The organism is Pseudoalteromonas sp. APC 3358, assembly GCF_030408075.1.
GTDB lineage: Bacteria > Pseudomonadota > Gammaproteobacteria > Enterobacterales > Alteromonadaceae > Pseudoalteromonas > Pseudoalteromonas arctica.
Genome location: NZ_JASDCE010000011.1, coordinates 123071 through 137175 on the forward strand (window position 1 = coordinate 123071; position 14105 = coordinate 137175).

General features: G+C 40.5%; 9 protein-coding genes. 7 read left to right on the forward strand and 2 right to left on the reverse strand.

Going from position 1 to position 14105, the window contains the following annotated elements; all coding sequences use genetic code 11:
- The first annotated feature begins 58 nt into the window (after positions 1 to 58).
- The 3 genes from hutC (at position 59) to hutH (ending at position 4044) form a co-directional block, all read left to right on the forward strand.
- A complete protein-coding gene (gene hutC / locus QL995_RS16470) occupies positions 59 to 766 on the forward strand; it encodes a histidine utilization repressor (protein ID WP_007582045.1) in 708 nt (235 codons plus the stop codon).
- Between the two features lie 66 nt (positions 767 to 832).
- On the forward strand, positions 833 to 2506 hold the full coding sequence (gene hutU, locus QL995_RS16475; RefSeq protein ID WP_007582046.1) for a urocanate hydratase: 1674 nt from the start codon (positions 833 to 835) through the stop codon (positions 2504 to 2506).
- Positions 2507 to 2508: 2 nt separating this feature from the next.
- On the forward strand, positions 2509 to 4044 hold the full coding sequence (gene hutH, locus QL995_RS16480) for a histidine ammonia-lyase (protein WP_121954127.1): 1536 nt from the start codon (positions 2509 to 2511) through the stop codon (positions 4042 to 4044).
- On the opposite strand, the gene QL995_RS16485 is transcribed toward hutH, so the two are convergent.
- Positions 4041 to 4811, reverse strand: coding sequence for an NADP-binding protein (locus tag QL995_RS16485; RefSeq protein WP_010553812.1), 771 nt, complete (start codon positions 4809 to 4811; stop codon positions 4041 to 4043). The genes hutH and QL995_RS16485 overlap by 4 nt on opposite strands.
- A gap of 116 nt (positions 4812 to 4927) precedes the next feature.
- Here QL995_RS16485 and QL995_RS16490 point away from each other — a divergent pair, with 116 nt between their 5' ends.
- The 4 genes from QL995_RS16490 to QL995_RS16505 all read left to right on the forward strand — a co-directional run bounded on the left by QL995_RS16490 (position 4928) and on the right by QL995_RS16505 (position 11599).
- Complete coding sequence (locus QL995_RS16490; protein WP_033012730.1) at positions 4928 to 6955, forward strand: methyl-accepting chemotaxis protein; 2028 nt, start codon at positions 4928 to 4930, stop codon at positions 6953 to 6955.
- 371 nt (positions 6956 to 7326) lie between these two features.
- Positions 7327 to 10041, forward strand: a complete 2715-nt coding sequence (gene secA, locus QL995_RS16495; RefSeq protein WP_007582061.1) for a preprotein translocase subunit SecA — start codon at positions 7327 to 7329, stop codon at positions 10039 to 10041.
- A gap of 68 nt (positions 10042 to 10109) precedes the next feature.
- Entirely contained in the window at positions 10110 to 10508 is a 399-nt protein-coding gene (mutT, locus tag QL995_RS16500; RefSeq protein ID WP_010553815.1) for an 8-oxo-dGTP diphosphatase MutT, read from the forward strand.
- A 23-nt stretch (positions 10509 to 10531) separates the two neighbouring features.
- The gene (locus QL995_RS16505) at positions 10532 to 11599 is read left to right on the forward strand and encodes an aminoglycoside phosphotransferase family protein (protein WP_290294633.1); all 1068 of its coding nucleotides are present in this window, start codon (positions 10532 to 10534) and stop codon (positions 11597 to 11599) included.
- A 287-nt stretch (positions 11600 to 11886) separates the two neighbouring features.
- On the opposite strand, the gene QL995_RS16510 is transcribed toward QL995_RS16505, so the two are convergent.
- Positions 11887 to 13962, reverse strand: coding sequence for a M13 family metallopeptidase (locus QL995_RS16510; RefSeq protein WP_010553817.1), 2076 nt, complete (start codon positions 13960 to 13962; stop codon positions 11887 to 11889).
- Between the last annotated feature and the right edge of the window lie 143 nt (positions 13963 to 14105).

Below are 14105 nucleotides of genomic sequence, written 5' to 3' on the forward strand. Positions count from 1 at the left end.
ACAAGGTAATTGTGTCATCTTATTTATATAGTTTATTTTTAATGTAACCATAAATTTAATGACGACACCTAAATTTGCGCAAATAAAACAATTCATTGTTGATAAAATTCGCAGCGGTACGTGGCAAGAAAACCAACGTGTTCCCTCTGAAAACGAACTAAGTAGTCAATTTAGTGTCAGCAGAATGACAGCCCGCCGAGCACTAAGCGAATTAACCGAGGCAGGTATTTTAACCCGCAGCCAAGGGCTTGGTACATTTGTAGCCACATTTAAATCGCAGTCATCGTTACTCGAAATAAAAAACATTGCTGATGAAGTAAAAGAGCGTAACGGCAACTACACCTGTAGTGTACTCATACTTGAATCAATAAATGCAGTCGCACCTATTGCCATTGCGCTTGGTGTTGAGATTGACAGTGTTGTATATCGAAGTGTACTCGTTCATAACGAAAACGACAGCCCCTTGCAGCTAGAAGAGCGTTTTGTAAACCCTGCACTTGCGGCTGGTTACTTACAACAAGACTTTAGCACGCTTACACCTCATGAATATCTATCTAGTGTTGCACCACTTACCCAAGCGAGGCATACCGTAGAGGCTATTATGCCAAACAGCGAAATGTGCCAATGGTTAAACTTATACAACGAAGAGCCGTGCTTACAAGTTATTCGACGCACATGGTCTATTAACGGCATTGTAAGCTTTGCGCGCCTTGTATCACCAGGCAGTAAATATCGCTTAGGTGGTCACTTAACATTTAAAAAATAACAAACAATAGCGCTTACTGCGCTTTTTTTATAACAAATCACCTTGTATATACAACAGGAGCAAAACATGAACAACCGACTCGACACAAGTCGCGTAATACGTGCACCTCATGGCGATAAAATAAGTGCTAAAAGCTGGCAAACTGAAGCTGCTAAGCGCATGCTAATGAATAATTTAGACCCTGAAGTTGCAGAACATCCTCATGCACTTGTTGTATATGGTGGTATTGGCCGAGCAGCTCGTGATTGGCCAAGTTATGACAAAATTATAGAAACCCTCGATAGACTCGAAAGCGACGAAACTCTGCTTGTACAATCAGGAAAACCCGTTGGTGTATTTAAAACCCACAGTAATGCACCTCGTGTACTTATTGCCAACTCAAACCTTGTTCCACACTGGGCAAATTGGGAGCACTTTAACGAGCTCGATAAAAAAGGCTTGATGATGTACGGACAAATGACAGCGGGTTCTTGGATTTATATTGGCTCGCAAGGCATTGTACAAGGCACTTACGAAACCTTTATAGCCATGGCAAAGCAACATTTTTCAGGCAGTGCTAAAGGCAAGTGGGTATTAACGGGTGGCCTTGGTGGTATGGGCGGTGCGCAACCACTTGCCGCTACAATGGCAGGGTTTAGTGCGCTAGTTGTTGAATGTGATGAAAGCCGTATCGATTTTCGTATAAAAACAGGCTACGTTGATGTAAAAGCAACGAACCTTGAACACGCACTGCAATTAATAACCGACGCGTGCATAAAAGGTGAAGCCCTATCAGTTGGCTTACTTGGTAACGCTGCCGATGTATTTAGTACACTGGTTAAAACAGGTATTACACCTGATGTAGTCACAGATCAAACATCAGCTCACGATCCATTAAATGGTTACTTACCACAAAACTGGACAATGGAGCACGCAGCAAAAATGCGTGAGCAAGATCCAAAAGCGGTAGTAAAAGCGGCTAAACAATCAATGGCAGTCCAAGTTAGAGCCATGCTGGCGCTGCAAAAAGCGGGTGCCGCCACTACTGATTACGGAAATAATATTCGTCAAATGGCGTTTGATGAAGGTGTTACCAACGCGTTTGATTTTCCTGGATTTGTACCCGCCTATATTCGCCCTTTATTTTGTGAAGGTATTGGACCATTTAGATGGGTAGCACTATCAGGCGATCCAGAAGATATTTATAAAACCGATGCAAAAGTAAAAGAGCTTATTCCTGATGATGCACATTTGCATAACTGGCTTGATATGGCCCGTGAACGTATTCAATTTCAAGGGCTACCTGCACGTATTTGTTGGGTAGGTTTAAAAGATAGAGCACGCCTTGCATTGGCCTTTAACGAAATGGTTAAAAATGGCGAACTTAAAGCCCCTATCGTTATTGGTCGTGACCACCTCGACTCGGGCTCAGTTGCCAGCCCTAACCGCGAAACAGAAAGTATGAAAGATGGCTCAGATGCAGTATCGGACTGGCCATTACTCAATGCACTGCTTAATACGGCAAGTGGCGCTACTTGGGTGTCTCTTCATCATGGTGGCGGTGTAGGTATGGGGTTTAGTCAGCACTCTGGTGTGGTTATTGTTGCCGATGGTACAAATGAAGCTAAAGAGCGTATTGCTCGCGTACTTTGGAACGACCCTGCAACGGGTGTAATGCGCCATGCTGATGCTGGATACGACATAGCAAAGAACTGCGCCAAAGAACAAAATTTAGACCTACCTATGCTAAACGAGGAATGATCATGTTCGAACTTACTCTCACACCAGGCTCACTTAATTTAAACACACTGAGAAAAATTAATAATTCACCGGTAAAGTTAAGCCTTGCAAAGCATGCTGAATCGCAAATAGCAGCAAGCGCGCAAACCGTTCAAAACGTTATTAATGAGCACCGCACTGTATACGGGATTAACACCGGGTTTGGGTTATTAGCTAATACCAAAATAGCCGACGACGAACTTGAATTATTACAGCGCTCCATTGTGCTTTCACACGCTGCGGGCATTGGCGAATACATGGATGACAGCACAGTAAGGTTAATGATCACCTTAAAAGTAAACTCGCTTTCGCGCGGCTACTCGGGTATTCGCCTGCAAGTAATCCAATTTTTTATGCAGCTGCTTAGTAGCGAAGTATATCCGTGCGTGCCTAAAAAGGGCTCTGTGGGGGCATCGGGGGATTTAGCCCCTCTTGCGCATATGTGCCTACCTTTATTAGCTGAAGGTCAAATGCGACATAAAGGAAAAATAATTAGTGCAGCACAAGGGTTAAAAATAGCGGGGCTTGAACCTCTTACCCTTGCAGCTAAAGAAGGCTTAGCATTATTAAATGGTACACAAGCGTCGACTGCGTTTGCACTACAAGGCCTATTTAGAAGCGAGAACTTATATGCACAGAGCTGCGTTATCGGCTCGATAAGCATAGAAGCTGCAATGGGTAGTCGCGCGCCATTTGATGCACGTATTCATGATATTCGTGGTCAGCGCGGACAAATAGACACCGCTCAAGTATTTAGAGAGCTACTCGATACGCACTCTCAAATTAGTGATTCCCACGTAAATTGTGAAAAAGTACAAGATCCATACTGCCTTCGCTGCCAACCTCAAGTGCTAGGTGCTTGCCTAACTCAGATACGCCAAGCCGCAGAAGTATTGTTATGCGAGTCAAACGGTGTAACCGATAATCCGCTAGTTTTTGCCGATGTAGGCGACATAATATCGGGAGGTAACTTTCATGCAGAGCCAGTTGCAATGGCCGCCGATAACTTAGCTATCGCAATTGCCGAAATTGGTGCATTAGCAGAAAGGCGAATTGCATTACTTATCGATTCAAACCTATCCAAATTACCGCCATTTTTAGTTGAAAACGGCGGTGTAAATTCAGGATTTATGATTGCCCAAGTTACCGCAGCAGCGCTTGCGTCAGAAAACAAATCATTAGCACATCCGGCTTCGGTCGATAGCTTGCCTACATCTGCAAATCAAGAAGATCATGTTTCTATGGCAACCTTTGCAGCAAGGCGCTTAGATGAAATGGCCAATAATACCCAAGGTGTTTTGGCAATAGAATGGTTAGCATCGGTTCAAGGGCTAGAATTTAGAAAGCCGCTTGAACCATCACATAAAGTGCAAAGCGCTAAAGCGTTGTTACGCGAGCATGTAAGTTATTATGATAAAGACCGCTACTTTGCTCCCGATATCGAAGCTGCTAATACATTACTAAGTGAAGGTAAGCTATGCGACTTCATAGAGAGCAGTCCCCTGCCTTCAGCATATTAAATACCATATTGGTAAGTAAAGCCTAGCGCTTCAATAGCTGAGCCAATAACTTTGCGCTCAGCTTTATCATCACTGGTAAAGCGTGGTAACTCGCCACCATGTTCTGCACACTTCACTGCATAGTATTCAGCTTTTGTTGGGTGCGCAGGATTAACAACATTATAAATATTTTGCCCTACTTGCCAGTGTTCTATCACCGCAAAAATAGCATTAATTACATCTTGTTGATGCACCATATTTACTACTTGCTCACTTGATGTATTGAGCTCTTTGCCTGCCACAAAACGACCCGGTTCTCTATTAGGCCCTAGTAATCCAGCTAAACGCAGCACTTTCCCGTCTTGCTCAAGTACTTGCTCTTCTGCCTCATAGAGCTTTATTTGGCGCTCGTTTGTGCATGAAATATCGCAACTTTCGCTATATACACCAGGCTCTTGATCGTATACCCCGGTTGACGAGCATAATAAAAAGCCCTTTGCGTTTAACTCCTTTGAGAGCTTAAGCGCTGCGGTGAGTGTTTCAGGATAATTACTTTCACTGTGCCTGCTACGTGGTGGAATAGCACATACCCAATAAGCATTTTGTAAATCAACTTGATGTCTTAATTGCCCATCTTCAAGTGTAAACTGACGCTCAAAATCAAACTCGTGTATATCTGTTCTATGCGTTCCTTGTACTTGCCAATCAGTTTTTTGCGCACTTACGCATAAAGCATGCCCTAACCAACCTGCACCTAATACTACTAATTTATTACTTTTATTTGTCATTTTTGTATAAGCCTTTATTTTAAACGCATAATTAGTTCTTTCTATCTAACTTTATAGAGATTTTAAGTAAGATATGATTAGATATAATTTCATAAATAATAAAAATATGCGCACTCATGCTAAATAATTTATCATTACGGAAGAAAATATTATTATTGATTGGTGGAACAATTACCGTTTTACTAATTATCGCCTCAACATTTTTTGTTAAACACATTGCTAATCTCTCTAGAGAAAACATAGAAAACGAAGCACAAAGTTATCTACAGACCGAGCAACTTTCAATGCAAAGTTACTTTGCGATGTACGGTAAAATGGTATCAACCTTTGTTAATAACCCACATTTGATCAATTTTTTTGAAAATTGGGATACTCGCGATCAAGCACTCGAAAGCGCGTCAGGTTACAACGAAGTAAACCAAGACTTTGTGCGTTTAAGCTCAAACGACGAAAACATCTTATCGGCCTTTTTTGCCTCAGCAACCACCGGTGAATACTTTAAAGAAAATGAACGTACAAGTCACTACAACGGCCAGCCTTATTACGCCTACAAGCGTGGTTGGTGGCAAGAAGCCATGCAAGTTAACAAACTTTATGTAGGTCCAATCTCTGTTGATTTAACCACAGGCGTAGCATCTGCAGTAGTACAACAACCTGTTTATAACGCACAGCGTAAACTCATTGGTATGGGCGGTGTTGATTTACAACTAAACAAAATTAACGACATGGTCGAAAATATTCGCTTTAACGGCCAAGGTTATGGATTTTTACTCGATGGAAATCAAAAAGTAGTTCACTTTTCAAAAGCCACTGGACACAAACTTTCAATTACAGATGAAGGTGCAAACGGTAAAGAAGGACTCGATGCGCTTGAGCAACAATTTACAGATACAGCAGGCTTTAAAGAATTAAATACACAAATGCGAAATAACCTTAAAGGCAGCCAAATGGTTACTTTTAAAGGTGAGCAGTTTTATGTGGTTTACCATCGCTTACAGCTAGATCAGCCTTATATAGATTGGTATGTAGGTCTACTTATTCCTACTAGCATGATTGAAGAGCCCGTAAATGCCGCAGTAACCGCAACAACAACTGCAGTAGTTATTATCTTAATTATTATATTAGCCATGATTTTATGGGCTACCCATATGATTTCAAAACCCATCACAACACTTACGCATATTATGCGTGATATAGCATCGGGTGAAGGCGACCTTACTCAAAAAATTGATATTAATAGCCAAGATGAAGTGGGACAGCTGGCCAATCATATGAACACTTTTATTGATAAGTTACGCGCCATGATGCTAGAAACCGCAGCGCAAGCAGAACAGCTAAGTAATGCAGCAGCTCAGCTAAGACATGTTTCTGAGCAAACTAATTCTGAAATTCAGCAAGAGAAGCAGCAAGTTGATAGCGTCAGCGCTGCGGTAACTGAAATGGCGACTACTGTGCTTGAAATATCACGTAATGCACAACATACAAATAACGCAGCTGAAGAAGTTCAGGCAATTACAGCTGAAGGTGCTAGCCGTTCTACACAGGCGCAAAAAGTAATGACTGAACTGGCGTTGCATATTGGCGAAGCATCTAAAGTGGTTGCAGGCCTTGAGCAAGAAAGTAATAATATTGGCGCATTAGTCGATGTAATCAATTCAATTGCCGATCAAACCAACTTACTTGCACTTAATGCAGCTATAGAGGCAGCTCGTGCCGGTGAACACGGTCGAGGCTTTGCCGTTGTTGCTGATGAAGTACGCTCACTAGCAAGTCGCACACAAGAATCAACTGACGATATTCGTAATATGATTTCGCGCTTGCAGCAAATAGCTCAACAGGCCTCAGTGATGATGCAACAAGGACAAGATCAAACCGAGGGCTCAGTACTGCAAACTAAAGAAGTACTTAGCTCACTTCACAATATTGCGCAGTCGGTCACTAAAGTACAAGACCAAAGTCATCAAATAGCCACGTCAACTGAGGAGCAAACAGTCGTTGCTGAAGATATTAATACGAGCCTTTCGGCAATTAATAACTTAGTGAACAGTACCGCTGACCATGCACATACCCTCGCTGACGAAGCTCGTGACTTAAGTGATCTAGCTGCGGCACTTAACAAAACGGTTAACCAATTTAAATTATAAAACACTCATTTAATAGCTGTGTTTAAGCGTCAAACTTAAGCGCAGCTATAACCCTTGTTTTTAATTTATTTAGCACCATATCTTTACAGTTCGCTACTATTTTTACTGTAATTGAGTAATACAAAGTTATTTTTACGAACCAGATCAAATTTTTCGATTTTATACACAGATCTTTTTATTGAGATAGTTTGTTGTTTGGCAGAGTCTGGTATAGTAGCGCACGTAATAAACAGTGCTTTTTGAGCAGTTTAATACAATATTGCTAATTAATATGTTCTAAGTGTTATTTAAAAGCACATATTAATTACCAATTGTTAAAAATGGGTTAGCCGATACTCGGCTGACAAAGAATACATTGTAACGGTTTTATCATGATATCTAATTTATTTACCAAGCTTTTTGGTAGTCGCAATGACCGCACTATTAAAAACTTAAGAAAGACGGTCGCGCTAATCAATGCGCTAGAAACGCAACTTGAAGCGCTTTCTGATGAAGATTTAAGAGCTAAAACAGCTGAGTTTAGAGAACGTTACGATAACGGACAAGGCCTTGACGATATCCTACCTGAAGCTTTTGCTGTGGTACGTGAAGCGTCAAAGCGTGTAAATGGCATGCGTCATTTCGACGTGCAGTTATTAGGTGGTATGGTTTTACATCAAGGTCGCATTGCAGAAATGCGTACCGGTGAAGGTAAAACACTAACAGCTACCCTACCAGCTTATTTAAACGGCTTAACAGGCAAAGGTGTTCACGTAATTACTGTGAATGACTACCTTGCTAAACGTGATGCTGAAACCAACCGTGCGTTATTTGAATTTTTAGGCCTTACTGTAGGCTGTAACGTACCGGGTATGATGCCACAGCAGAAGAAGCTAGCTTATACTGCTGACATTACGTACGGTACAAATAACGAATTTGGTTTTGACTACCTTCGCGATAATATGGCTTTTAGCATTGATGAACGTGTTCAGCGTCCATTATTTTATGCCGTAGTCGATGAAGTGGATTCAATCTTAATTGATGAAGCGCGTACTCCGCTTATTATTTCAGGCCCAGCTGAGGACAGCTCTGAGCTATACACTGAAATAAATACCATCGTTCCTTTACTTGAACTTCAAGAAAAAGAAGACGAAGAAGGTGTTGAAGGCGACGGCGATTACACTATTGATGAAAAGTCTAAGCAAGTTCATTTAACAGAACGTGGTCAAATTAAAGTAGAAGAGCTACTTACCGAACGCGGCTTAATTGAAGAAGGCGATTCGCTTTACTCAGCAGCAAGCATTACGCTACTAAGTCACGTTTATGCGGCCCTTCGTGCTCACAAGCTATACCAAAAAGATGTTGATTACGTAGTAAAAGAAAACGAAGTAATCATTATCGATGAGCATACTGGTCGTTCAATGGAAGGTCGTCGTTGGTCAGAAGGTTTACACCAAGCTGTTGAAGCTAAAGAAGGTGTAAATATTCAGAACGAAAACCAAACACTTGCATCTATTACGTTCCAAAACTACTTCCGTTTATACGAAACACTAGCTGGTATGACAGGTACTGCCGATACTGAAGCTTTTGAGTTTCAATCTATCTACGGCCTAGATACTGTTGTTATGCCAACTAATAAGCCAATGGTTCGTGATGATCGCGCCGACTTAGTTTACCTAACGCAAGAAGAAAAATACGAAGCAATTTTAATTGACATTAAAGACTGTCAAGACCGCGGACAACCGGTACTTGTAGGTACTATTTCAATTGAAAGCTCTGAGTATTTATCGCAGTTTTTACGCAAAGAAAAAATTAAGCACAACGTACTTAATGCCAAATTTCACGCGCAAGAAGCAGATATCGTGTCAGATGCTGGCCTACCAGGTACAGTAACAATTGCAACCAACATGGCCGGTCGTGGTACCGATATCGTGTTAGGTGGTAACTGGAACAGTGAAGTTGAAAAGCTTGAGAACCCAACTGCTGAGCAAATTGCTGAAATTAAAGCAGCTTGGAAAATTCGTCATGATGCGGTAATTGATGCTGGCGGTTTACATATCATTGGTACTGAACGTCACGAATCTCGTCGTATAGATAACCAATTACGTGGTCGTTCTGGTCGTCAAGGTGACGCCGGTTCTAGTCGCTTCTACCTATCGATGGACGATGCACTAATGCGTATCTTCGCTGGTGAACGCATGACTAACATGATGCGTAAACTAGGTATGCAACGCGGTGAAGCAATTGAACATCCATGGGTAAACCGTGCGATTGAAAATGCACAGCGTAAAGTAGAGGCACGTAACTTTGATGTTCGTAAGCAATTGCTTGAGTACGATGATGTAGCAAACGATCAACGTCGCGTTGTTTACTCTCAACGTAATGAGCTACTTGAAGAAGGCGATATTTCAGAAACTATCACAGCAATTCGTGGTGATGTTCTTGCTAGTGTAATTGATCAGTACATTGCACCGCAAAGCCTTGCTGAAATGTGGGATATTCCTGGCCTTGAAGAGCGTTTAAAACAAGACTTCTTACTTGAGTTGCCAATCACTCAGTGGTTAGCAGATGACAATAAACTATACGAAGAAAAACTTCGTGAGCGTATTGAGCAGGCGGTTGAGCAGTCGTACAAGCAAAAAGAAGAGCAAGTTGGCGACTCTGTTTTACGTCAATTCGAAAAAGCGATTATGCTACAAAGTCTTGATCAGCATTGGAAAGATCACCTTGCTGCTATGGATCACTTACGTCAAGGTATTCATTTACGTGGTTACGCGCAAAAGAATCCTAAGCAAGAGTATAAGCGTGAGTCGTTTGAGCTGTTTTCTGAAATGCTTGAAAACTTGAAAGTAGATGTTGTAAGCATCCTAAGTAAAGTACAAGTACGCGCAGAAGAAGATGTTGAAAAAGTAGAAGAGCAACACCGTAAAAGTGAAAATGCTCCTCGCGAATACCAACATGAAGAAGCTGAGCAAGTAGGTGGCGAAGCGCCAGCACCAGAAACAGCTACTGTAATGGCTCGTACAGAACCAAAAGTAGGTCGTAATGACCCTTGTCCTTGTAAATCAGGTCAAAAATTCAAACAATGTTGCGGTAAATTAAAATAGCCCAATATTGTTATTAGCTTATTAAAAAGCGGCGCTAGCGTCGCTTTTTTTTATGGAGTTTTAAAGTAATGACTATAGAAATTGTACATGTAGCTGTTGGTGTTATTAAGAAAAATAACGCTATATTCATTTGTAAACGCGCAGATGAACAACATCAAGGCGGTTTATGGGAATTTCCTGGTGGCAAAGTAGAAGCAGGTGAAAGTGTTTTTGTTGCACTTAAACGCGAGCTTACTGAAGAAGTTGGATTAACGATTCACAGCTCTAGCCAACTTATGGTGATTGAGCATGACTACGGCGATAAATGCGTTAAATTAGATGTACACGTAGTAAGTAACTTTAGCGGTGAAGCACATGGCGCTGAAGGGCAACCTAGTGAATGGGTAGCAATTAGTGAATTAGAAAATTATGATTTTCCTGAAGCTAATGCTGAAATTATCGAGAAAATAGTAGCCCGATACGCATAACAAACTAGGTACAAGTGAGCACAATGAACATCTCAATACAAAATAAGTTAAGCGGACAATTAGCATTAAATCCTGAGTTAACTCAAGTTAGTGTGATTGGTAGCGGCCATATAAATAGTACATGGCTACTTACGTGTATTGATAAACAGTTTATTGTGCAAAAACTTAATACTGAGGTATTTAAATACCCTGCTCAGTTAGTAAATAATGCAAAACTAATTGAGCAGCATTTAAATACCAAACAACTACAAAGCAACTACCCCCTTGAAACAGTTAAGCATATAGCCATACAAAACAACGAACACTTAATAGAAATTGATAGCACGCATTATCGCGTCCTTAACTATATTAGTGACAGTTACAGCGAAGACGTTGTTAAAAATGCGCAACAGAGCGAGCAAGCGGCTTACGCCTTTGGCGTATTCGCTCATGCATTACAAGATTTTGATACACAACAACTACATATTGTAATCCCTGATTTTCATAACTTAGCGATGCGCTTTGAGCAATTAAATACCGCAATCACAAATAACTCTGTAAATAGAGTAAAGCACTGCGCTGACGAAATAGAATATTGCTTATCGCAGCAGCATTTAATTACCGAGCTTAGTAGTATAGCTAAGCAGATACCACTTAGAGTGTGTCATAACGATACAAAAATAAATAATATGCTGTTTTGTAGTGCAACTCACAAAGCAAAAGCAGTGATTGATTTAGATACCTGCATGGCGGGATTTAGGCTTTATGATTTTGGCGACATGGTACGCACTTTCTGCTCCCCCGAAGCCGAGGATTCAACAAATTTACACAACGTTATTATTCGAAAAGATATATTTTCAGCCATTGTTAAAGGCTATGTAACGCCATTAAAAAGCAGCATGAGTACAAAAGAACAAGAAAGCCTGCTGTTAGGCGCTAAAATAATGCCGCTCATGTTAAGTGTGCGCTTTTTAACTGATTACTTAAATAACGATGTGTACTTTAAAGTGGCTCATGCAGAGCATAATTTAGAGCGAGCACAAAACCAACTCGCGCTTTATAAAAACATACTCAGTAACGAAAAATGGATGCACCAATGCTTAATGAGCTAAAGCTTATTTAACCTGAACTCTGGTTAAGAGATTTATTAACGTATTGAATCATGGTGATATTTAAATTTATTTTCTCTAGCCAGAGATTTTTAGTGAAAACAAGGCGAATTTACGCGTCAATAGCTGGCCTATTGCAAGTAAATTCAACGCAGTTAGCGCTGAAAATAGCTGCTTGAGATAGTTTTATTACCCATAGTTTAGGTTATTTACAAATTCAAGATACAAAAAACCAGTAAGCTAAAAACTTACTGGTTTTTTATTAACTTTAAATCGGTCTATTTAGTAAATTACCAAATTTTTACGCGATCTTCTGGTTTGATATACATTTTATCACCTTCTTTTACGTCAAACGCTTCGTAAAACTCAGGCATATTCGACAAGATACCGATTACACGGTAGTGACTTGGTGAATGAGGGTCTGTTAATAAACGATTACGTAACTCTTCATCGCGATAGTTACGACGCCAAATTTGTGACCAACCCATAAAGAAGCGTTGATCGCCTGTGTAACCATCAATCACTGGTGATTTTTTATCACCTAAAGACAGCATATACGCTTTATGCGCAACCGTTAAGCCACCTAAGTCACCAATGTTTTCGCCAAGCGTTAGCTCGCCATTAACACTTGCATCTTCAAACGGTTTATATTCGTTATACTGTGCAACTAAAGCCGCTGTACGCTCTTCAAATTGCTTAAGGTCAGTCTCACTCCACCAGTTACGTAAGTTGCCATCACCGTCGTATTTAGCACCTTGGTCGTCAAAACCATGACCAAGCTCATGCCCAATTACTGCACCAATTGCGCCGTAGTTTACAGCATCATCCGCTTCTAAATTAAAGAATGGCGGTTGTAAAATAGCTGCTGGAAATACAATTTCGTTGTTTACTGGATTGTAATACGCATTTACTGTTTGCGGAGTCATGTGCCACTCAGAGCGATCAACTGGTTTACCCAATTTAGCAATCATGTCTGCGTATGCCCATTCGCTATAACGAATGTAATTGCCTACTAGCTCATCTGAGTTAATATCCAGCTCAGAGTAATCTTTCCACGTGTCTGGGTAACCAATTTTAGGCGTAAATTTGTCTAGTTTTTCTTTCGCTGCAAGTTTTGTTTCAGGGCTCATCCACTCAAGATTTTCAATAGCAACGCCATAACCTTTAATTACGTTATCAACTAGCTCTTCCATGCGTGCTTTGGCTTCTGGCGGGAAGTTATCTTTAACGTATACCTTACCTAAAATTTCACCAAGTACACTGTTAGATGCATCAACCGCTTGCTTCCAAAGAGGTGCTTGTTCTTCTACGCCACGAAGTGTTGTGCTGTAAAAGTCAAAGTTAAGGTTAACTAAATCTTCACTAAGTAGTTCTGCATAACCACTTACAAAATGAAATTTTAAGTAGTTTTTCCACGTCGCTAAATCAGTGTCTTTGTAAATAGTAGCAAGTGCTTCTAAGTAGCTTGGTTGACGTACAATAATGTCACTTGCACTCACGCCTGCATCTTTAAAGAATGCAGCTAAATCAAGGTCACCCATCAACTTGCTTGCATCTGCTACTGTCATCTTATTATAAGATTTAGTTGCATCACGGCTTTGCACACGGCTCCACTGAGCATCAGCTAGTGTTTTTTCAAATGCAAGTACGCTCTTAGCTGCTTCTGCTGCATTTTTAACGCCTGACTTTGCTAAAACATCAGTGATGTATTGCTCGTAAGAAGCGCGAATTTTAGTGAATTTTTCGTCATCTTTTAAGTAATAGTCACGATCTGGTAAACCAAGACCCGACTGAGATAAATACAATGCATACTCGCTTGAGTTTTTAGCATCGTTATTTACAAACCAACCAAACGGTAAAGTACCGCCTTGTTTTTGAATTTTAGCCATTAAACCCACTAAATCAGCTTTAGATTTAACGCTATCAATTGTATCTAATGACGGTTGTAATGGCGTAATACCTAACTCATTACGCGCATCTTTATTCATATAGCTTTTATAAAATGCACCAATTTTGTACTCATCACTGCCTTTTTTAGCGGCTTTGTTTGCGGCTGCACTTTCAAGGGCTATTTTCATCGCTTTTTGCGACTCATCATATAACTGCGAAAAAGAACCGTAGTTAGATTTATCACCTGGTATTTCAGTTTTAGCTAACCACTGACCATTTACATGGTAGTAAAAATCGTCTTGTGCGCGTACTGAACTATCCATATTAGCTAATTCAATACCAAGCTCTAGTGGTTTTTCAGCGGGTGCTGTTACTACTGGAGTGTCGGTTACTTTAGTTTCTTGTTGTTTTTCACCACAACCTACTAAGCCAAGCGCAAGTGCGATACTTGCAGCAGCCATTGTTACTTTATTCATAATTATTCCGTTTGTTAGTTAGAATTGAATCATACCAATCTGCTTATATATGGGGTCTATTTAACGTTAAGAAAATTACGCTAGAACCAGGCAAAACTTTTTGTATCTAGTTGCTCTAAATAAAAAATTTTTAACGACGTTAT

Bases quoted from the DNA above. Each gene is read 5' to 3' on its own strand.
- hutC (WP_007582045.1), top strand. From the start codon at position 59: ATGACGACACCTAAATTTGCGCAAATAAAACAATTCATTGTTGATAAA.
- hutU (WP_007582046.1), top strand. From the start codon at position 833: ATGAACAACCGACTCGACACAAGTCGCGTAATACGTGCACCTCATGGC.
- hutH (WP_121954127.1), top strand. From the start codon at position 2,509: ATGTTCGAACTTACTCTCACACCAGGCTCACTTAATTTAAACACACTG.
- QL995_RS16485 (WP_010553812.1), bottom strand. From the start codon at position 4,811: ATGACAAATAAAAGTAATAAATTAGTAGTATTAGGTGCAGGTTGGTTA.
- QL995_RS16490 (WP_033012730.1), top strand. From the start codon at position 4,928: ATGCTAAATAATTTATCATTACGGAAGAAAATATTATTATTGATTGGT.
- secA (WP_007582061.1), top strand. From the start codon at position 7,327: ATGATATCTAATTTATTTACCAAGCTTTTTGGTAGTCGCAATGACCGC.
- mutT (WP_010553815.1), top strand. From the start codon at position 10,110: ATGACTATAGAAATTGTACATGTAGCTGTTGGTGTTATTAAGAAAAAT.
- QL995_RS16505 (WP_290294633.1), top strand. From the start codon at position 10,532: ATGAACATCTCAATACAAAATAAGTTAAGCGGACAATTAGCATTAAAT.
- QL995_RS16510 (WP_010553817.1), bottom strand. From the start codon at position 13,962: ATGAATAAAGTAACAATGGCTGCTGCAAGTATCGCACTTGCGCTTGGC.